This window comes from Brucella oryzae, from assembly GCF_041929965.1.
GTDB lineage: Bacteria > Pseudomonadota > Alphaproteobacteria > Rhizobiales > Rhizobiaceae > Brucella > Brucella oryzae.
The window spans coordinates 42,489-63,479 of sequence record NZ_JBHEEO010000023.1 but is presented as its reverse complement, the minus strand read 5'-3'; the positions used below and the strand labels follow the sequence as shown (position 1 = coordinate 63,479).

The window sequence follows — 20,991 nt, the reverse complement described above, 5'->3', positions numbered from 1 at the left end:
GGGATTCGAACCCTCGACCCCAACCTTGGCAAGGTTGTGCTCTACCCCTGAGCTACACCCGCTCGCGCCAGTCATTTCGGAAACAGTTCATTTCCGTCAGGCAGGCGCTATATGGACCAACGCTTCGGAGATTGCAACAGGGAAATTTGCTTCTTTGTGCAAGATATTTTCCGGCTCTCTCCAAAACTGTGGATGAAGTCAGCGCCCGAGACGTGTGACGCTGATCAGCGAGGCAAACAGCGCGAAGCCCGATGCGAAGAAGAGAATATAGGGTGTTCCTTCCACGCCCCATTGTGACAGCAGAAATGCGACGAACGCCGCACCCAGCGATTGACCGAGCAGGCGTGCCGTGCCCAGCATGCCGCTTGCGGCTCCGCTGCGTGAGCGTGGGGTAGACGTAATCATCATGCGATTGTTCGGCGCCTGAAATAGGCCGAAACCAATTCCACAAATCGCCATACGCCAGCAGATATCCACGATGGACGGATGCTCCGGCAACATGCCGACGAGAGCAAGGCCAATGGCGAATGTGATGAGGCCAAGCAGACCCAGAATCGCTGGCGAGTGCTTGTCGGACAGTTTGCCCGAAAGCGGTGCGACGATGGCAAGCGCGATTGGCCAGGGCATCATCAAGAAACCGACTTCGATCGGCTTGAAGCCGAAGACGACCTGAAACAGGAAGGGCAGGGAGATAAACGCCATCATCTGGGCCAGAAACGACATGATCGAAGTGCAGATGGAAAGCGTGAAAACCGGAATGCGCAAGAGGTCGAGTGGCAGCAGCGGGTCGGCCATGCGTAACGATCGCCGTGTGAGGAGAACAGCCGCGGTTACGCAGCCCAGTGCCTGCAACAGCACGACGAAGGAACCGATTTCGTTGCCTGCACTATCGATGGTCGTGACCAGAAGGCCAAAGGTAAGCGCCGACAGAATGGCACTGACGACATCGAATTTACGCGCGGAGCGGTCATTATCGGGCAGGCTTTTGAGGCCCATCAGGACGGCAGCGACGCCGAGCGGAATATTGATGACGAAGAGCCACGGCCAGCTCAGGGACGACAGCATGACGCCGGCAAGCGTCGGCCCGATAGACGAGGAAACTGCAACGAAGAGTGCATTGAGGCCGATGGCTGTGCCGAATTTTGCTTGTGGCACCGTATAGCGCAGAAGGGCGGTGTTGACGCTCATCAGGCCCGCTGCACCCAGACCTTGCACGATGCGGGCGAAAGTGAGCGCTTCAAGCGAACGCGAGAAAACGCAGGCGAGGGAAGCGACGGTGAATAATGCCACGCCGCCAAGATAGACGCGCCGGTAGCCATAGATTTCGCCAAGAGCTGCAAGCGGAAGCAGGGTGACGACAATCGCAAGCTGATAGCCATTGACGATCCAGATTGAGGCTGCAGGGCCAGCCGAAAAATCGGCGGCAATGGTCGGGAGGGCGACATTTGCGATGGTGCCATCGATGACGGCGAGTGTAAGGCCCACCATCAGGGTTGCCCATGCCCAATAGATTCTCGGCTTGGGCAAACCGTCCGGAGCGACGGACGTGCCTTGTTGGATCGCGGTTTCGTGCTTCATATTATACCAGTATTCGGGTCAATATGGCTGGCGCTTCCATGTTCGCCGGAACCGCTTCAAATGCCACAAATAAAAACAGGCTTCCTATAACCTTAACCGTATTGGGAAGGTCAGCAAGCTATCTAGCCGAAAATTGCCTGCCGAAAACTGTTTTTGGGCCATAAACTGGCCGGGTAACGCTATTGTGTGTCACTTCCCGCCTGAACCGGCAGTTTCATGACATGCGCATACTTGCGTGGATTAAAGCTCAGATAGAGCGGGCAGATGCACGCGACCAGAACGAGGTGCATGATCCAGCCGGAAGCAAACGAACCGGTCAGGCCATGCAGGAAAGCGGTTGCGACGGGACCGAGAGCTGCGATCAGAAAGCCACCGCCCTGCATCATGGCAGCCAAGGCACCTGCTTCTTCCGGTCTTGGCAGGTGATCTAGCGATGTAATCATGGCAAGTGCGAAACTGCCGCCGAGACCTGCGCCGCAGATCGCGGACCAGAAGAAGGGCGAGAGCTGCGGTGCCAAGGCAAGGCCTGCGAAGCCAACTGCCTGCATGGCCAATGTCAGCAGCAGCCACGGGCGGCGGTCGGTGCTGTGGCGGGCGACCAGCGGCAGTCCGAAGGCTGCAAGAGCTTGGGCAACGGCCATCGCCGCGACGAGATTGCCGGTGGTGGAGGCGGCAAGACCCAGCGACTGGTAATAGGGGGCAAGCCAGGCGACCATAGACGAATAGCCCGCATTGACGAGACCGAAAGCAGCCATCAGAACCCAGGTGCGAGGGCGTCGCAGTAGATGCCCGGTTATTCCGGATTTTTTGCCCGCCGCCGCCGTTTCGCGAAGAATGGGAATTGCGGTCAGTAGCGCCAGCACAGCTGGAATGACAAGGACAGCAAGGGCGAAGCGCCAGTTATGCTGGTTGCCCGCAAGCCAAGGTGTCAGCCGCGCGCCGAGTGCCCCGCCAGCCATGATCATGGCGGAATAGAGCCCTGTCACAGTGGCGATGCTTGACGGGAAATTGGCCTTGATGAGGCCTGGCATCAAGGCCTGAATCATCGCAACACCTGCGCCGCATAGAATGGCGGTCAGCACCAGTGAAATACTATCAGGAACAAAGCCGCGCAGGAGAGAGCCTGCCGCAAGAATGGTAAGTGCTGCGAACATGCTGCGCCGGGTGCCGAACAGCGACTGGATGCGCGGAGCCGCGAAAGCGCCAAGCCCCATCAGCATCATTGGCAGGAAGGTGAGCAGGGAAAGCGCACCAAAGCCCATTCCGGTATCGGCTGCGATATTCGAAAGTACCGGCCCCGGCGCGGTCAGGAATGGACGCAGGTTGAGGCCGATCAAGACGACGAGCGCGATGAGGGCAACGTTTGCAGCTTGTTTGCTGCCGGTCGCCGGATGGGTGGTGGTGTGCATGTCTCAAGCGCCCGCCTTGTTCTTGTTCTTCCAGGCCTGGTAGAGTTCTGGATCGTTTTCCGGCGGGGAATGCTCGAAGCTGATGCCGGCCTGTGCGCTGAGAGGCTTGGCGAGTTCCGCGGCGATTTTCGCGGTCGAAAGGCCAAAAGGTTCGGCCTGCTCATTGGAATAGGCGAAGCGGATTTTTTCCACACCTGCCATGTGCATGGCGGCAAAGCACATGGGGCAGGGCTGGCCGCTTGCATAGACTTCACAGCCGTCGAGACGCGGCGATTGCAGGGCTTTGCCAGCCGCGCGCAGCGCCAGCAATTCGGCATGGGCCGTCGGGTCGCAATCGGCCAGCATGCGGTTGACGCCGGTGGCAATGACGTCGCCGTCCTTGACGACCACGGCGCCGAACGGGCGTCCGCCTTGTTTCACATTGTCGAAGGCGAGCTTTATGGCCTGATCGAGAAAGGTGCGGTCGGTGTTCATTTCGCTCCCGCCTTTTCCAGCAGGGCGACCATCGGCGCATAACCGCGGCTGCGGGCATGCTGAAGCGGCGTGACACCGTCATTGTCTGCCAGATTGACGTCGGCCCCGGCATCGATGAGGAGCTTCACAATATCGATATGACGCTGGCCGCCGTCTCCGAGCATGATAGCTTCGAGGAGCGCCGTCCAGCCGAGATTGTTGACGTGATCGACCTTGACGTCAGCCTCGATCAGCGTGCGCACCGTTTCGACATGCCCGCGTTCGGAGGCGGGAATGAGAGCCGTTCCGCCATAGCGGTTGGTGCTTTTGAGGTCTGCTCCATGCGCAAGCGTCATCTTGAGAATTTCGATGTGTCCGCGCGCGCCCGCATAAAGATAGGGGCTGTCCTTGATGGCATCCTTGGCGTTGACGTCGGCGCCTGCATCAATGAGCGCACGGGCGACATCGATGTGGTTTGCGTGGGTTGCTGCAAGAAGCGCCGTCTCGCCATTTCTGCCGCGCGCTTCGAGATCGACTCCGGCCTTGAGGGCTGCATTAACAGCAGCCAGATCGCCAGCTGCTGCGGCCTGAAGAAGAGAAGTTTCGACTTGGGCTTGGGCTGCGGCGTGGTGGCCCGGCAATGTCGGTTCGGTCATAACTATCGTCCCTGCAATCAATGCCAAGGCACTCAAGCTGAATATCGTTTGACGCATCGGCTGCTTCTCCTGTTTGTTGCCTTCATACAAGCCGAATGTCATATTTGGAAATTAAATGATGAACTGATATCCAGTTGGTTTATGAATACTGTTTTCAATCTCGATCTTTTGCGGGCCTTCGTGGCTGTTGTCGATAGCCGTAGTTTTACGGCTGCGGCCGTGCAGTTGCACTCGACACAGTCGACCATAAGTCAGAAGATCATACGGCTGGAGGGAGCTGCCGGACAGGCGCTCCTGGAACGTGCCCGGCATGATGTGCGCCCAACGGATGCAGGCGAAAAGCTGTTGGGCTATGCGCGCCGTATTCTGCGATTGCATGATGATGCCGCAGCCGCGATGACCGGGACGGCGCTTGCCGCCGTGTTTCGTCTCGGCCTGCCGGAAGATTTCGCCTCACGGCTGGTTACGCCTGCGCTGGCGCGTTTCATGCGCACGCATCCCAACACAAAACTCGAAGTGACGAGCGGGTTAAGCCGTGAATTGCAGAAAGGTTTCGAGACCGGCGAGTTCGACCTTGTCATGGTCAAACAGAAGCGCGGCGAAACGGTTGGGACAATGCACTGGCCCGAACCTCTTTCATGGCTCGATAGCGCTGATTTTCCTGTTTCCCATGTCGACCCGCTGCCGCTCGTCGTATTCCCGCCGAACGGGCTTTATCGCAGCGACATGATGGAAGCTCTTGATCGGGTTGGCAGGCGCTGGCATGTGGTTTTCACCAGCTCCAGTCTGGCGAGTATTCAAAGTGCAGTCGCCGAGGGGCTGGGTGTCAGCCTGCTGCCGACGCGTGTTGCGCTTCCCGGTCATCAGGTGGTGCCTGCCGCTGCTGGATTGCCGTCTGTCGAGCCGATGGAAATCGTCATCCGGCATATGGACAATGGCCCCGATCAGATTCGTCAGCTTGCCGAAATGCTGGCGGAAATCGTTGGCGAGTAAGGTTCTTGGAAAAGTCTACCGATATTTGCCGAGACAGCTTGTATCGTTTTGAGCATTATTCACGAAATTTCCGGTCTTTCATTCTCTGTTTAATTTCTGAAAAGCGCATTCGTTTTCAGATTGACTGATTTTGTATCCAGGATATTGTGTCCAGAAAAGTTGGGAGGCTTTTCTATTGGCGGCTTTTGAATGGCGCAGTCAGACCCGTTTGCTGGACGAAGTGGCAGAGGCACTTCGCGAGCGAATCTATGCGGGCGTATATGCGCCGGGCGCGATCCTCCGGCAGGAGCATATAGCCACCGAATTCGGCATCAGTCGCACGCCTTTGCGTGAGGCCCTGCGCGTTCTGGAGCGGGATGGGCTGGTCATTCACCTACCGGGCAGGGGGGTGCGTGTCGCCTCCGCCGATCTCACCCGCCTGATCGATGCCTATGCCGTGCGTGAAGTGCTCGACGGTGTGGCTGCGCGCTTTGCCGCCGAGCGGGCGAGCGACGCGGATATCGCCCGACTGCGCACCCATGTTGCGGGCCAGTCGGCTGTGGTCGATCCGTGGGACGCTAAAGCCTATACCCAGTCCAATGTCGATTTTCATATGGCGGTGATGAACACGGCGGGCAACGCGTCGCTGATCGCCTTTGTGCCGCTGTTGCGCATGACGTCGCAGGTTTTCGCGCCGTCCTTTTCGCTGTCGGTAGACCGTGCGCGCGAGGCCATCCGCGAACATGGCGCCATCGTTGAGGCCATCGCCGCGCGCGATGGCGAACAGGCTGAGCGGCTGGCGCGGGCGCATATCCGCGCCACCACTGCAAGATTGGAGGCGGAACAGCCTCTTCGGGAGAATGACAATGAAGCATGAGAACCAGACGGGAGGAGCGGGCTTGCTCCGTTATGGCAATTTCATCGCGGGTCAGTGGCAGGATGCGGCTGGCGGCGAGCATATCACCGTCAAGAACCCTTCCGATGGCAGCGATCTGGCGCTGATTGCGCGCGGCACCAAGGCCGATATCGATCAGGCCGTCGCGGCAGCCCGCAAGGCGCTTTCCGGCGATTGGGGCAAGCTGACCGCAACGGAGCGTGGCCGCGTGCTGCACCGCATTTCGGAAGAAGTGTTGAAGAATATCGACCTTCTGACCGATCTGGAATCGAAGGACGTCGGCAAGCCGGTCAGCCAAGCCCGCGCCGATGTGGTAGCGCTGGCGCGTTATCTTGAGTTTTACGGCGCATCCGCCGACAAGGTGCATGGCGATACGCTGCCCTATCAGAACGGCTTTACGGTTCTGTCGATCTATGAGCCACATGGTGTCACGGGCCATATCATTCCGTGGAACTATCCGATGCAGATTCTGGGTCGCAGCCTTGGCGCAGCACTGGCCATGGGCAATGCAGCCGTGGTCAAGCCTGCCGAAGAAGCCTGCCTGACCATTCTCGAATTTGCCCGTATCGCCGAAAAGGCCGGTCTGCCGGTCGGCGCGCTCAACGTCGTGACCGGGCTTGGGGCGGAAGCGGGCGCAGCACTTTCGGAGCATCCCGATGTCAACCACATCTCGTTCACAGGATCGGTGCGCACGGGCGAAGCGGTACAGGCCGCAGCAGCGAAGAACACCGTGCCGGTGACGCTGGAACTTGGCGGAAAGTCGCCGCAGATCGTTTTCGCCGATGCCGATCTCGACCGCGCTTTGCCGTTTCTGGTCAATGCCGGTATCCAAAATGCCGGTCAGACCTGTTCGGCGTCATCGCGTATTCTGGTCGAGCGCAGCATTTATGAGGATGTCGTCGCGCGCATGAGCGAACGTTATCGCGCGCTGAAAGTTGGCCCGGCGAGCGCCGATCCGTCGGTCGGCCCTGTGGTGTCGCAGCGCCAGAGGGCGATTGTCGAGAGCTATCTCAATCTGGCGAAGGAAAGCGGGCTCGCCATTGCCGCGCAAGGCGTGCTGAACGACGACGCGCCGGAAGGCGGGGCCTATGTGTTGCCGACGTTGATCCGTGATGTGCCCGCCGATCATCGTTTGGCGCAGGAGGAGATCTTTGGTCCGGTGCAGGTCATCCTGCCTTTCGACACCGAAGAAGAAGCCATCGCGATTGCCAATGGCACTTCATACGGCCTCGTCTGCGGCATCTGGACCAATGATGGCGGACGCCAGTTCCGCCTGGCGCGGGCCATCCATTCGGGGCAGGTCTTCATCAATAATTATGGCGCTGGCGGCGGTATCGAACTGCCCTTCGGCGGCGTGAAGAAATCCGGGCATGGCCGCGAAAAGGGTTTTGAGGCGCTCTACGGGTTTGCCTCGCTGAAGACCATCTCGGTCTGGCACGGATAAATATAGCATTTGGGAGAAGCATAGTGTCGCTTGAAGGTAAGGTCGCGCTCATCACGGGAGCAGGTTCGGGGTTTGGCGAAGGCATGGCGAAGCGCTTTGCCGAGGGTGGCGCAAAGGTCGTCATCGTCGACCGCGACAAGGCGGGCGCTGAGCGCGTTGCAGGCGAAATCGGCGATGCGGCGCTGGCCGTGGCCGCCGATATTTCCAGGGAAGCCGATGTCGATGCGGCGGTGGAAGCCGCTCTGTCGAAATTCGGCAAGGTCGATATTCTCATCAACAATGCGGGCATCGGTCACAAGCCGCAAAATGCCGAACTGGTGGAACCGGAAGAGTTCGACCGCATTCTGGGCGTCAATGTGCGCGGCGTCTATCTGATGACGCGCAAGCTCATTCCGCATTTCAAGGGCAATGGGGAGGGCGTTATATTGAACGTCGCTTCGACCGGCGCTGGTCGCCCGCGTCCGAACCTCGCCTGGTACAATGCCACCAAGGGCTGGGTCGTTTCGGTGACGAAGGCGCTCGCCATTGAACTGGCGCCATCGAAAATCCGCGTTGTGGCGCTGAACCCGGTTGCTGGTGAAACGCCGCTTCTCACCACATTCATGGGTGAGGACACCGAAGAAATCCGCAAGAAGTTCCGCGATTCCATCCCGATGGGCCGCCTGTTGAAACCTGATGATCTGGCTGAGGCGGCGGCTTTTCTTTGCTCGCCCGCTGCCTCTATGATTACGGGGGTTGCGCTCGACGTGGATGGCGGGCGTTCGATTTAAAAGTTGGAGGGATAGGGGAACCCATGGGTAACTTACTGAAAGCCGGACTTATAACGGCTGCGATGCTGGCATCGATCAACGGTGCCTTCGCGAAAGACACACTGGTGGTCGGCGAAGTGCTGGAGCCGCCCGGTCTGGACCCGACCGCCAATGCCGCCGCCGGTATCCGGCAGGTTACCTATGCGAACCTCTATGAAGGTCTCGTGCGCATTGTCGAAGACGGCACGGTGAAGCCGCTTCTGGCTGAAAGCTGGACCGTCTCCGACGACAAGAAGACCTATACGTTCAAGCTGCGTCAGGGCGTGAAGTTTCATGACGGCACGCCGTTTGACTGCTCGGTGGTGAAATTCTCCTATGAGCGCGCTGTCGCTCCGGATTCCACCAATGCGCAGAAGGGTCTATTCGAACCCATCGAAAAGACAGAATGCCCCGATCCGGCGACAGCCGTTGTCACGCTGAAGCGCCCGACCTCGAACTTCCTGTTCAATATGGGCTGGGGCGATGCCGTCATGGTCGCGCCGAATTCGGCTGGCGAGAACAAGACCAAGCCGGTCGGCACGGGTCCGTTCAAGTTTAAGCGCTGGGTGCAGGGCGACCGCGTCGAGCTGGAACGCAATGCGGATTATTGGGGTGAGCCTGCAAAGCTCTCCGCCGTCACCTTCCGCTTCGTCAGCGATCCTTCGGCTGCGGCTGCTGCCATCCTTGCCGGTGACATTGACGTATTCCCGATGTTCCAGGCGCCTGAGCTGATCAGCCGCTTCAAGAGCGACGACAAGCTGCAGGTTGAAGTGGGCGATACGGCGGGCAAGGTTCTCTTGTCGCTCAACAATGCCAAGGCGCCTTTCGACAATGTGAAGGTGCGCCAGGCGCTGGCCCATGCCATCGACAGCAAGGCGCTGATCGAAGGCACTTATTCGGGCTTCGGCACGCCAATCGGCTCGCATTATTCGCCGGTTGATCCGGGCTATGTCGATCTCTCGCAGACCTATCCTTATGATCCGGCCAAGGCCAAGCAGCTTCTGGAAGAGGCTGGTGTACCGGCAGGCACGTCGATCACCATCACGCTTCCGCCACCGGCCTATGCGCGTCGCGGCGGCGAGATCATCGCGGCGATGCTGGCCGAGGTCGGCATTCAGGTCAATCTGGTGCCGATCGAGTTTGCACAGTGGCTGGATCAGGTGTTCAAGCGGTCGGATTTCGACGCGACGATCATCGCCCATACCGAAGCGCGCGATCTCGATATCTATGCCCGCGACAAGTACTACTTCAACTACAACAACCCGGATTATAAGGCGCTTTACAAGTCTTATGCCGAGGCTGGCAGCGACGAAGAACAGCTGGAACTCGTCAAGAAGTTGCAGGAAAAGCTGGCCGCTGATGAACCGAATGTCTTCCTCTATGCGCTGCCGAAAATCGGCGTCTGGAACAAAAACGTCAAGGGTCTGTGGAAGAACATGCCGATCCCGGCGGACGATCTGACACAAGCCTATTGGGCTGACTAACAAAGTTCGCCCCGTCGTCTGTTCGGCGGGGCGATTTCATGCGGATGGCCGTGCACCCCAATAAGATAAGGGGAGGGCGTGCGGCGAGTTGGAATGTGGAAAGCGGATATCCGTCTTTTCAAGGAGGTCGCTTTGCTGGCTTACATATCCGGGCGGTTGGTCTCGCTCTTGCTGACGACGCTTGCGGCTTCCGTCATCGTCTTTCTGCTGATGCAGGTGCTGCCGGGCGACCCGGCAGCTGTGATCCTTGGCATCAATGCGCAGCCTGAAACGCTGGCCGCGCTTCATACCCAGCTTGGCCTCGACCAGCCGATCTGGTGGCGCTATCTCACATGGATCGGCGGCTTTCTCAAAGGCGATTTCGGCACGAGCTATACCTATTCCGTGCCGATCAGCGAGTTGCTCGGACCGCGCATCATGGTCACGCTGCCGCTGGCGCTTTTGTCCATGGTGCTGTCGGTCGCGGTCGCCATTCCGGTTGGCGTCTATGCGGCGTCGAAGCGCGGCAAGACCGGCGATGTGCTTTCCATGGGCGTGGCGCAGGTCGGCGTCGCCATCCCGAATTTCTGGCTTGGCCTGCTTTTGATCCTGCTGTTTGCCTTGCAGCTCGGCTGGTTTCCGGCTTCGGGTTTTGCCGGATGGGAAAATGGTTTCTGGACAGGTATGCGCTCGCTGTTTCTGCCTGCGCTGGCGCTCGCGCTGCCGCTTGCCGCTATTCTGGCCCGCGTGACGCGCTCCGCTGTCATCGAAACATTGGGTGAGGATTTCGTGCGGACCGCGCGCGCCAAGGGCCTGACACGCAAGGCCGCACTCTGGCGTCATGCGGTGCCCAATGCGCTGATCCCGGTCGTCACCATCATCGGACTGCAATTCTCCTTTCTGCTGGCGGGAACCATCATCATCGAAAACGTCTTCAATCTGCCCGGCCTTGGAAGGCTGGTGTTTCAGGCCATCGCGCAGCGCGATCTCGTCACCGTGCAGTCGCTGGTGACGCTGCTTGCTGCCTCCGTGATTGCGGTCAATTTCATTGTCGATCTTGTCTACGGCTTCATCGATCCGCGCCTTTCGACAGGAGGCAGCCGATGAGCCCAGCAAAGCAAGACGCACAAATCCTGCCGAAGCCCGGCATTTTCCGAACGGTGCTTTTGAGCCGCAGCCTGACCATCGGTACGCTGATTACGGTTATCCTCGTTGCGATGGCGCTCATCTCCTTTTTGTGGACGCCCTATTCGCCGACAGCGATGAATTTCCGCGACAAGTTGCAGGGGCCAAGCTTCAATCATCTGTTCGGCACGGATAATTTCGGTCGCGATGTGTTTTCCATGATCATGGTCGGGGCGCGCAATTCCATCGCCGTGTCGATCATTGCCGTGCTTGTCGGTGCCGGGATCGGCATTCCGCTTGGCGCTTTCGCGGCTGCGCGCGGCGGCATGGTGGACGGTTTCGTCATGCGCGTGACGGATCTCGCCTTCGCCTTTCCGGCGCTGCTGACGGCGGTGATCATCACGGCTGTTTTCGGCCCCGGCGCGGTGAACGCGATGATCGCCATCGGCATTTTCAACATTCCGGTGTTTGCGCGTGTCACACGCGGCGCATCGCTGGGGCTTTGGAAGCGTGAATATGTGCAGGCAGCCCGTTGCGCAGGGCGCGGCGACGTGTCGATCACGCTGTTGCACGTGCTGCCCAATATCAACCATGTGCTGATCGTGCAGGCGACGATCCAGTTCGCGCTGGCCATCGTCGCCGAAGCGGGGCTGTCCTATGTCGGGCTTGGCACCCAGCCGCCGATGCCGAGCTGGGGCAAAATGCTCAATGACGCACAGACCTTTATTTATGACGCGCCTTGGCTCGCCATTTTCCCCGGCCTCGCCATCACATTTGCCGTGCTTGGCCTCAACATGCTGGGTGACGGATTGCGCGATGTGCTCGACCCGCGCGTCAGGAGGCAGAGATGACAGCACCCCTCCTTGAAATGGACAATATGTCCGTCGAGCTGCCCTTTGGCGCTCGTACGGCAGACATTGTCTCCGGCATCACGCTCACGCTGAACCGTGGCGAACGCCTTGGTGTGGTGGGCGAATCCGGCAGCGGCAAGTCGATCACGGCACTTGCCGCCATGGGCCTGCTGCCCGAGCGCATGCGCGTGCGCGGTCGCTTGCGTTTCGACGGCGAGGATCTGGCGAACAAGCCGGAAGCGGAACTCTGCAAGATGCGCGGACGGCGCATGGCGATGATCTTTCAGGAGCCGATGACGGCGCTCAATCCGGTCAAGTCCATCGGTGCGCAGATTGCCGAAGGTCGTCGTCTGCATTTGGGTGAAAGCCGTGCCGATGCCGAGCGCAAGGCGCGCGAGTTGCTGGATCGCGTGGGGCTGCCTGCGCCGCGCTTCAATCTCGATCTTTACCCGCACCAGCTTTCCGGCGGGCAACGCCAGCGCGTGATGATCGCCATGGCGATTGCCTGCGAGCCCGACCTGCTGATTGCCGATGAGCCGACAACGGCACTTGATGTGACCGTGCAGGCGCAGATCCTCGATCTGATGGACGAGCTGATCGATGAAACCGGCACCGCCCTGATGCTGATCACCCACGATCTCGGCGTGGTGTCGGAAATGACCGACCGGATCGCCGTCATGTATGCGGGCCGCATTGTCGAGACGGGCCGTACGGAAGCCGTCTTCCACCGCATGGCGCATCCCTATGCGCGCGGCTTGTTTGCAGCCTCGCCGCATGGCGCCGCCCTCGTGCGCAACCACAATACGGGAAAACGCCAGCGCCTTGCCGCCATTCCGGGCGTGGTGCCGGACCCGCTGGCGCGTCCGCCTTATTGCACCTTTGCCGATCGCTGCGCCTTTGTGCAGGACGATTGCCGACAGGCGATACCGGGGCTGGACTTCATCGCCGAGAATGACGGCATCGCGCATCGCGCCGCTTGCCTGCATCCGCGTGAAGGCGAGGTGGTGTCATGAGCAAGATGATTTTGCAGGTGCGCGATGTGGTGCGCGAATATCAGCTTCCGCGCGCATCGTTCTTTTCAAAGCCCAGCGCATTGCGTGTGTTGCATGGAGTGAATGTCGAGATCGAAGCAGGGCAAAGCCTTGGCATCGTCGGCGAAAGCGGTTCCGGAAAATCCACGCTGGCGCGCGCCGTGATGGGGCTGGAGCGCCCGCAATCGGGTCAGATTCTCATCAACGGGCAGGATATCTATGCACTGGATCGCTCGGGCCTGCGTGAAGCGCGCAAGGGCTTTCAGGCGATATTTCAGGATCCATACGGTTCGCTCGATCCGCGCCATACGGTCAAGCGGATTATTTCCGAGCCGATTGTGTCGCTTGAAAGCGGCGCCAGTTCCAAGGACCGTGACGACCGCGTGGCGGAAGTGCTGGAAGCGGTTGGCCTGCCGAAAGCATCTGCGGAAAAATATCCGCATGAATTTTCCGGCGGGCAGCGCCAGCGCATCGCGATTGCGCGGGCGCTAATCACCAAACCGGCGCTGATTGTCGCTGACGAGCCGGTCTCGGCGCTCGACGTTTCCATTCAGGCGCAGGTCTTGAACCTGATGATGGATTTGCAGGAAAAGTTCGGTCTTTCCTATCTTTTTATCAGCCATGACCTTGGCGTGGTGCGCGCGATTACCGACCGTGTTGCGGTGATCTATCGCGGCAATATTGTCGAGCAGGGGCCGACGAATGAGGTCTTCGACAATCCACAGCACGACTATACTCGGGCGCTGGTTGACGCCGTGCCAAAGCCTTTCTCCGGTCGCCGCAAGCGCGCGCGGCGATCCGATTCTACACTGAAATTGCCTGAGTGATTTGAGGAAATATCCAATGTCGAATCTAGCCGATTTGTCAGCTGTCGAACTCGTGTCCGCCTATCAGGCGAAGTCGCTTTCGCCGGTCGAAGTCACCGAAGCCGTCATCACCCGCATCGCAGCCTATGAGCCGAAGCTGAACGCGCTTTGGGCTTATGATCCGGATGCGGCGCGGGCGGCGGCCAAGGCCTCGGAAGCGCGCTGGTCGCAGGGCGAGCCTGCCGGTCCCATCGATGGTGTGCCGCTGACAATCAAGGAGAATATCGCGACCGAAGGAACGCCCGTGCCGCTTGGCTGTGCGGCGCTGCCGTTGAAGCCTGCCGCCGCTGACGCGCCGCCTGCGGCGCGCACCCGAGAGGCTGGTGGCGTGCTGCTCGCCAAGACGACCATGCCGGATCTCGGCATGTTGTCATCGGGCCTGTCGAGCTTTCACAAGCTTGCCCGCAATCCGTGGGACCTGAACACCAATCCGGGCGGTTCAAGCGCCGGTGCGGGCAGCGCGGGTGCCGCCGGTTACGGCCCGCTGCACATTGGCACCGACATTGGCGGCTCCATTCGCCTGCCTGCCGGCTGGTGCGGTCTGGTCGGTCTGAAGCCGTCTTTCGGGCGCATTCCGATCGATCCGCCGTTTTTCGGTCGTGTTGCCGGTCCGATGACCCGCACGGTTGCCGACAGCGCGCTTTACATGTCGGTGCTGTCGCGGCCAGACCGTCGCGACGCCATGAGCCTGCCTTATCAGGACATTGACTGGATGAGCCTTGATATCGACGTCAAGGGCCTGAAGATTGGCCTTTGGCTCGATGCCGGTTTCGGTGAACCTGTAGGCGACGAAACCCGCGCTGCGGTGGAAGCGGCGGCCAAGCTTTTTGCTGATGCGGGCGCGATCATCGAGCCGGTTGCGCCATTCCTCAATCGCACCATGATCGATGGTCTCGACCGTTTCTGGCGCGCGCGGTCGTGGTCGGATATCAAGAAGATGACGCCGGAAAACCGCGCGAAAATCCTGCCTTATATCTATCAGTGGACCGAAACCGCCGAAGGTCTGAACGGTGAGGAAGTCTATCTCGGTTTTGCCCAGATGGACGCTATGCGTAACGCGGCTCTTTCTGCATCGAAGGGTTTCGACTTCATCATTTCGCCAACCGCTCCAATGCCGACCTATCCGGCGGAATGGGCGTCTCCAATCAACGATCCGCAGCGTCCGTTCGAACATATCGCCTTCACCGTTGCGATGAACATGTCGGAACAGCCGGCCATTTCGATCAATTGCGGTTATACGGCAAAGGGCCTGCCCATCGGCTTGCAGATTTTCGGCCAGCGTTTCGACGATTTGGGCGTGTTGCGCCTTGCAAAAGCATATGAAGATATGCGGCCTGCGCAGAAGCCTTGGCCGGTTATCGCCTGATCGCCAAACCCTGCCCCTCATCCTGAGGAGGCGCGAAGCGCCGCCTCGAATGGCGAGGGGCCATCTCCCATCCTTCGAGACGGTGACCTTCGACAAGCTCAGGGTCACCTCCTCAGGATGAGGGAGATGGGGCGGGCGCTCAGGATGTGGGAGCTGTTATTTCTTCGGACGAAGCGGTGCCCGTTCCTTGTAGCGGTCCATGGCGGTGAGCTTCTGGATCAGCGGATCGGCGTCGCGCCAGCCGTAAATCTCGGTACGCAGATATTCGAGTTCGGTTTCGAGCTCTTCTTCGCCGATTTCCGTCCACCATGATTTCGGGCGTCCATCGCTGCCGTCCGACCATCGATAGCCGCGTGCTTTCAGGTGGTCCTTCATTTCGAACGGGCTGTTCTCGGCATAGATGCGCATCCGCGCGCGCTGGCTCGCCTTCAACAGTTCGGCAAAGGGCGTGGTATCGCCGGATTTTTCCTTCAGCACCGCGAGCAGGGCCTGGCAGTCATCTTCGGCCCGGTGTCCGTTGTGGAAATAGCCGCTCTGGCCGATCAGATAACCGAGCTTGGTGCCTTCAAAACCGCGTGCGGTCCAGTCGATCTCCTTCACCGAGCAGGCCCAAGGCTTGTTGGCGAAAGCGATTGAGAAACGCTCGAGAAACGGGCGGTCGAAACCGGCATTGTGCGCGATGATGATGTCGGCCTCGGCGACGAGCGCGTCGAGCTTTTCGCGCGGGATCGTCTGGCCTTTCACCATATCGTCGGTAATGCCGGTGATGCGGGTGATATCAGCGGGGATCGGCTTGGACGGTTGCTGCAGCGCGCCGAATGTGGCGCAAACATCACCTATCGACCCGTCATCCGCATAGCGAAAGGCCACCGCACCGATTTCGATGATTTCTTCCTGCGCCGGATTGAGACCTGTCGTTTCCGTATCCACCACCACGCCAAGACGCGGAAAGGCTTGTGTGTCGGCATTCGGTACTGTCGGCGGTGGGTCGAGCCGCTGTAGGATGCGATAACGCCCGCTGTCTTTCAGTCGTTTCACCATCTCCGCTTCATCGATGCCCGTCGTCTTGCCGGGCCTGGTGCGGGCAGGGCGCAGTTCTGCCCGTTCCTCTCCTTCCTCCGGCGAAGGAGCAAAAAGGTCGAACTGATGGCGCATGGAACTTCTCCGCATGGGGGAACGGGTTTGACAAAGAATGCCATTTTGCGGTGCTGTAACCAAGGCCGCATTCGTATAAGTAACAGGTAATGATCCTGTCGAGCGGCAGCAAGGCAGGGCGCTTGCGCAGGGAAAAGACGTGAGGAGGGGACTTCGTGGCAGATTATGATTATTGCGTCATCGGTGGTGGCATTGTCGGGCTCGCGACAGCAAAAGCCATGCAGGAAGCTGAGCCGGGTGCAAGGATCATTCTGCTGGAGAAGGAAAGCGATTTCGCGCGCCACCAGACGGGACATAATAGCGGCGTCATCCATGCCGGTGTCTATTACCAGCCAGGTTCATTGAAGGCACAATTGTGCCGGGCGGGTGCAGAGGCCACGAAAGCCTTTTGCAAGCAATATTCCATTCCATTCGAAACATGCGGCAAGCTTTTGGTCGCGACCTCTTCGCAGGAAGTCGAACGCATGGAGGCGCTCGCCAAACGCGCGATCCAGAACGACATCACCTTCCAGCATATGGACCAGCAGGCTTTGCGCAAGGTCGAGCCTGCCGTTGCGGGGCTCGGGGCGCTGCTCGTTCCGGCGACAGGCATTGTCGATTATGCAAAAGTATCGCGGGCGATAGCTGCAGAAATCATCGAGCGCGGCGGTATCGTGCGGCTCAATGCACCGGTTACGGCAATCCGGGAGGATGGCAAAGGCGTTACGGTAACGGTGAAGGATGAAACCGTGCGTGCTGCCAAACTGGTCGCTTGTGCGGGCTTGCAGTCAGACCGCATCGCGCGGCTTGCGGGGTTGGATATCAGTCATCGCATCGTGCCTTTTCGCGGTGAATACTACACCCTGCCGCAATCGAAGGCGAATATCGTCAAGCATTTGATCTATCCGATCCCCGATCCTGATTTACCATTTCTCGGCATCCACCTGACGCGAACGATTGACGGCGGTGTCACGGTCGGCCCAAACGCAGTTCTGGGTTTTTCGCGCGAAGGCTACGATAAAGGCAGTTTCCGTGCAGGCGATGTCGCGGATATGTCCACATTTCCCGGTTTCTGGAAGATGGCGATGAAGAACTGGCGCTCGGCACTATCCGAATTCAGCAATTCCGCCTCCCGTGCACGCTATTTGAAGGAATGTCGCAAATATTGCCCGACGCTGGAGCTTTCCGATCTTGGTGCGCCCGGCGCCGGAATACGCGCGCAAGCCGTTCTCGATGATGGCACCCTGGTACACGATTTTCTCTTCAGGGAAACGGAGAGAATGCTGCATGTATGTAATGCGCCGTCACCGGCGGCAACCTCTTCTGTCCCTATTGGTCGTATGATTGTCGAAAAGCTTCTGGGGATAAACCTGAAGGTAAAAACTGCGTGAAAAAAGATTTTCGCCGAAATATGTTGTTTTCAATTTATTTTTAGCAATCGCTTATTCTAATTGTTGCTACATTAGGCTCTAATGCTCATCAATATTGCGGGCTAACAACTTGACTTTGATCCTGGTTTGTAATTGCACATTGGGTTCAATCTGAAATAGCGTTTTTTGCATTCTCATTTTCAACCGATTCAGGACCTGTTCGTGAAGTTCGTGCCGCCGCTGGTAGTATTGCTGTTTGCTGCGACGATGTTGGGCGTCTGGACGCTCGACACGAAGCGCAGGCATCTTTTGCTCTTCGGCCTGAGCTTTACCAGCTTTGCTTTCGGGCTTCTGGTTCCCATATCGCTGATCTCGAACAGTCTGACCCTAACCTCGCCGGTTGCCACGACTTTCCATTTTATGGGAGGCTGGCTGCTTTGCGAAGGTGTGATGATACGCATGGGCGGACATTATTCCCGCTTGGCGTCTGGCCTGATCGGGCTCAGCCTTCTCGCCGCCATGATCTATTTCATTACAAATGATATGGGCTATTCGTGGATTGCACCTGCAGTCCAACTGACGTTAGGTAGTCTGGTAGCTGTCCTTTGCATTCAGACGCGCGACCTTGCACGCCGAAGCTGGGTCGAGCGCGTGCTGTTCGGCGCCTTGATAGTGTTGACGGTGCATTTCTATGCGCAGGCAGGAATGGCATTGGGGCTCTCATCCGAAATTGCACGACCGTCCGAGTTGATACATTCGCGCTATTGGCAGGGCATCATGATATTTGGTGCTTTTTCCGGCGTTTTTTCCGGTCTTGTTCTTTTGGTAGTGACCACTTCCGATGTGGTGAAGGAATTGCAGGCGGAGCGTGACTCCGATCCGCTGACCGGTGTTTTCAATCGTCGCGGCCTTGAGCGCTGCGCCTATCTGCGTCTGGCCGAGGCCCAGCGCGGTGATTATGGGGTCATCATCGCCGATATAGACCACTTCAAATTGATCAACGACGAACTGGGTCATGCCACAGGCGATCAGGTTCTGGTTGAATTTACCCGCGTCCTGCAAATGGTTGCTGCAAATACAACGATCATTGGACGCGTCGGTGGCGAGGAGTTCGTTCTTCTGGTTCAGGGCGATGCGGAAATGTGCGAGCGACTGGGCAGCAGGCTTTGCGGACGTGTGGCCCGACACAGTTTTTCCATGTTGCCTGCGGATCGTCAGATGACATGCAGTTTCGGTGTCGCCATGGTGCGCGGCGGTGAAACATTATGGGAAACGGCGGCCCGTGCGGATATTGCTCTCATGCGGGTCAAGCATCGCGGGCGCAATCGCGTGGCGGTGGAGGGGCTGGAGTTTCCAAGTGCAAAACAGAACGCCTATCTCCTGACTGCCTAACTTGGTTCCAGAGAACTGCGGACCGGATTTCTTCCTCCTGTAAAGGATTTGGTTACCATAATTGACGATGCTGGAGATGACCTTTCAGTCACCGCCTTGCTATGTCTTGTTCGTCTTTTTGCTGAACTGACATGCGAGGCGGTACATGAAAGTTGATCTCCACTCGGATTTGTACCATGGCGTGTGTAACAGAAGTGTATGGCTACGCGGCTCCGCGCAGCAATGGCATCAGGCTTCCATTCGGTTTCAGGGGATTTACGCGCGTTGCGATATTTGCTGCGACGGGCCTGGTGGCCGGAAGCTGGATGATGACCGCGCTCGGTACGCTGGAAACGGTTGTGCCGGCCTTTGCGCCCGTTGCCCCGATCATGCGCCGCGTCTCTCTGATCGCGCCGCAGACGCTTGCCGTCGTCGATCACAAAATCGCGCCATCGCGCCGCATCAGGCAAAGCTTCATCGATGCCTATACAGCCGATACTGTCTATTCCAATCTCGACTGGCACCGAACCAAAAACACGAACGATAAGCCGATTATCGCCGATATCGGTCCAGATTCCGTAATCGAGGACAAGCCTGTCGATACGGCATCTCTCATCGAATTGCGCGCAGATCGCGTCCATCGCGTAGAGCCCGTTGTGGCGAGTGTTCTGCCGGAGCAACCTGCCGCGGAGGCTGGTGCGACTGTGGTCGCCTATGCGCAGATCCCGAACGCATCGCAGGCAGCGTCAGCCTTCAGCAAGATAGAGCCGCTTTCGCAAACCGAAGAAGCGGATGCCGTCGAAAAGCAGACAAACCTTCCCACCGGCAATGTTGTTCCTGTTCCGCAGCCTGCTCCGGATCAGAAGACGGACATGGCTGCAGAAGACGAAGCCACCCAGGACGCATTCCTGCCCGATGATGTGCCGCTGCCGGGCGCCAAGCCTTCGCTGCGCCGTTCTCGTATGCATGGTAAGACCGAGCTTGCCTACGCGCCGGAAAGCGGTGCAACCGAAGAACCACGCCCTGGTCTGTTCAGCCCGCTTTTCAATCAGGCCGCGCGCAGCAAGGTCGCTATCTACGACATTTCCGCAGCCACTGTTTATCTGCCGAGCGGCGAGCGCCTTGAAGCACACTCTGGCCTGGGATCAATGCGTGACAATCCGCGCTACGTTAACCAGAAGAACCGCGGGCCCACGCCGCCTCATACCTATGATCTGCGCATGCGTGAAGCGCTGTTTCACGGCGTCGAAGCAATCCGCCTCACGCCCGTCGATGGCAACAACCGTTATAATCGCGATGGTCTTCTGGCGCATACTTTCATGCTGGGACGCCGCGGCGATTCCAATGGCTGCGTGGTATTCAAGGACTATCCACGCTTCTTGCGTGCCTTCAAGCGCGGTGAGTTCAACAAGATGGTTGTCGTGACCCGAATACCGTCCTCGAAGCCTGCGCGTATCGCATCGCTTTTCTGATAAATCGCCTGTCGCGGGACGATCATTTCGAAGAATGAGGTTACACAAAGAATTGTGATCCCCAATTCCTTGCTAGGTACGTAAGAATTGCTAGAAATCTTTCATCGAAACCGTTGGGAGATTTCTATGAAACTTTATTACAAGGTTGGTGCTTGTTCGCTCGCACCTCACATTATTCTGAGCGAAACGGGCCTGCCTTATGAGCTGGAAGCCGTGGACCTCAAGGCCAAGAAGACGGCGGATGGTGGCGATTATTTCGCGGTCAATCCGCGGGGCGCGGTTCCGGCGCTGGAATTAAAGCCCGGCACTGTTATCACGCAGAATGCGGCAATCCTCCAATATATAGGCGACCATTCCGACGTTGCGGCGTTCAAGCCCGCCTATGGCACGATGGAACGTGCACGCCTGCAGGAAGCGCTAGGCTTCTGCTCGGATATGCATTCGGCTTTTGGTGGCCTGTTTGCGCCTAATCTGACCGAGGAAGCGAAGGCTAGCGTTATCGCCAACATCAATCGGCGTATGGAGCAGTTCGAAGCCATGCTGTCGGACAAGAATGCCTACTGGCTTGGCGATGATTTTACGCAGGCAGACGCCTATGCTTCTGTGATCATCGGCTGGGGCGTCGGCCTCAAGCTCGATTTGAGCGCCTATCCAAGGGCACTGAAGCTGCGCGAACGCGTGCTGGCTCGTCCAAACGTACAAAAGGCGTTGAAGGAAGAAGGTCTGAACTAAAAGCAACTGCCGGAG

19 protein-coding genes are annotated in these 20,991 nt (G+C 58.6%); 14 read left to right on the top strand and 5 right to left on the bottom strand.

All coding sequences use genetic code 11. From position 1 onward, the window contains the following. Positions 1–198 precede the first annotated feature (198 nt). From JNC70_RS19175 to JNC70_RS19160, 4 genes are all read right to left on the bottom strand, one after another. On the bottom strand, positions 199–1,578 hold the full coding sequence (locus JNC70_RS19175; protein WP_104754200.1) for an MFS transporter: 1,380 nt from the start codon (positions 1,576–1,578) through the stop codon (positions 199–201). A gap of 179 nt (positions 1,579–1,757) precedes the next feature. After that, entirely contained in the window at positions 1,758–2,987 is a 1,230-nt protein-coding gene (locus tag JNC70_RS19170; protein WP_104754201.1) for a cyanate transporter, read from the bottom strand. A 3-nt stretch (positions 2,988–2,990) separates the two neighbouring features. Beyond that, the gene (locus JNC70_RS19165; protein ID WP_104754202.1) at positions 2,991–3,461 is read right to left on the bottom strand and encodes a nucleoside deaminase; all 471 of its coding nucleotides are present in this window, start codon (positions 3,459–3,461) and stop codon (positions 2,991–2,993) included. Continuing rightward, entirely contained in the window at positions 3,458–4,096 is a 639-nt protein-coding gene (locus JNC70_RS19160) for an ankyrin repeat domain-containing protein (RefSeq protein WP_245414708.1), read from the bottom strand. Before JNC70_RS19160 ends, JNC70_RS19165 begins: the two co-directional genes overlap by 4 nt. Before the next feature lie 141 nt (positions 4,097–4,237). On the opposite strand from JNC70_RS19160, the gene JNC70_RS19155 reads away from it, so the two are divergent. The 10 genes from JNC70_RS19155 to JNC70_RS19110 all read left to right on the top strand — a co-directional run bounded on the left by JNC70_RS19155 (position 4,238) and on the right by JNC70_RS19110 (position 14,897). Beyond that, complete coding sequence (locus JNC70_RS19155) at positions 4,238–5,089, top strand: LysR family transcriptional regulator (protein ID WP_104754203.1); 852 nt, start codon at positions 4,238–4,240, stop codon at positions 5,087–5,089. Positions 5,090–5,264: 175 nt separating this feature from the next. Then, positions 5,265–5,945: a GntR family transcriptional regulator gene (locus tag JNC70_RS19150; protein WP_104754204.1), complete on the top strand. Its 681-nt coding sequence runs from the start codon at positions 5,265–5,267 to the stop codon at positions 5,943–5,945. Beyond that, positions 5,935–7,407, top strand: a complete 1,473-nt coding sequence (locus JNC70_RS19145) for an aldehyde dehydrogenase family protein (protein ID WP_104754205.1) — start codon at positions 5,935–5,937, stop codon at positions 7,405–7,407. The genes JNC70_RS19150 and JNC70_RS19145 overlap by 11 nt, the downstream gene beginning before the upstream one ends. A gap of 23 nt (positions 7,408–7,430) precedes the next feature. After that, positions 7,431–8,177, top strand: a complete 747-nt coding sequence (locus tag JNC70_RS19140; protein ID WP_104754206.1) for an SDR family oxidoreductase — start codon at positions 7,431–7,433, stop codon at positions 8,175–8,177. A gap of 23 nt (positions 8,178–8,200) precedes the next feature. Next, positions 8,201–9,679, top strand: a complete 1,479-nt coding sequence (locus JNC70_RS19135; protein WP_104754207.1) for an ABC transporter substrate-binding protein — start codon at positions 8,201–8,203, stop codon at positions 9,677–9,679. A 132-nt stretch (positions 9,680–9,811) separates the two neighbouring features. Next, positions 9,812–10,765, top strand: a complete 954-nt coding sequence (locus JNC70_RS19130) for an ABC transporter permease (RefSeq protein WP_104754232.1) — start codon at positions 9,812–9,814, stop codon at positions 10,763–10,765. Beyond that, complete coding sequence (locus JNC70_RS19125; RefSeq protein WP_104754208.1) at positions 10,762–11,634, top strand: ABC transporter permease; 873 nt, start codon at positions 10,762–10,764, stop codon at positions 11,632–11,634. The genes JNC70_RS19130 and JNC70_RS19125 overlap by 4 nt, the downstream gene beginning before the upstream one ends. After that, on the top strand, positions 11,631–12,647 hold the full coding sequence (locus JNC70_RS19120; protein ID WP_104754209.1) for an ABC transporter ATP-binding protein: 1,017 nt from the start codon (positions 11,631–11,633) through the stop codon (positions 12,645–12,647). The genes JNC70_RS19125 and JNC70_RS19120 overlap by 4 nt, the downstream gene beginning before the upstream one ends. Continuing rightward, positions 12,644–13,492 (top strand): ATP-binding cassette domain-containing protein, encoded by an 849-nt coding sequence (locus tag JNC70_RS19115; RefSeq protein ID WP_104754210.1) that lies wholly within the window; start codon positions 12,644–12,646, stop codon positions 13,490–13,492. Before JNC70_RS19120 ends, JNC70_RS19115 begins: the two co-directional genes overlap by 4 nt. Before the next feature lie 16 nt (positions 13,493–13,508). Beyond that, a complete protein-coding gene (locus JNC70_RS19110; RefSeq protein WP_104754211.1) occupies positions 13,509–14,897 on the top strand; it encodes an amidase in 1,389 nt (462 codons plus the stop codon). Between the two features lie 156 nt (positions 14,898–15,053). Here JNC70_RS19110 and JNC70_RS19105 read toward each other — a convergent pair whose 3' ends face one another. Then, on the bottom strand, positions 15,054–16,052 hold the full coding sequence (locus tag JNC70_RS19105) for a 3'-5' exonuclease (RefSeq protein WP_104754212.1): 999 nt from the start codon (positions 16,050–16,052) through the stop codon (positions 15,054–15,056). 155 nt (positions 16,053–16,207) lie between these two features. Between JNC70_RS19105 and lhgD the strand changes: the two genes are divergently transcribed. The 4 genes from lhgD to gst all read left to right on the top strand — a co-directional run bounded on the left by lhgD (position 16,208) and on the right by gst (position 20,976). Then, positions 16,208–17,422 (top strand): L-2-hydroxyglutarate dehydrogenase, encoded by a 1,215-nt coding sequence (gene lhgD / locus JNC70_RS19100; RefSeq protein WP_104754213.1) that lies wholly within the window; start codon positions 16,208–16,210, stop codon positions 17,420–17,422. Between the two features lie 201 nt (positions 17,423–17,623). Further along, the gene (locus JNC70_RS19095; protein WP_208623421.1) at positions 17,624–18,793 is read left to right on the top strand and encodes a GGDEF domain-containing protein; all 1,170 of its coding nucleotides are present in this window, start codon (positions 17,624–17,626) and stop codon (positions 18,791–18,793) included. Between the two features lie 176 nt (positions 18,794–18,969). Continuing rightward, entirely contained in the window at positions 18,970–20,244 is a 1,275-nt protein-coding gene (locus JNC70_RS19090; RefSeq protein WP_104754214.1) for a tlde1 domain-containing protein, read from the top strand. Between the two features lie 126 nt (positions 20,245–20,370). Continuing rightward, a complete protein-coding gene (gene gst, locus JNC70_RS19085) occupies positions 20,371–20,976 on the top strand; it encodes a glutathione transferase (RefSeq protein WP_104754215.1) in 606 nt (201 codons plus the stop codon). Positions 20,977–20,991 lie beyond the last annotated feature (15 nt).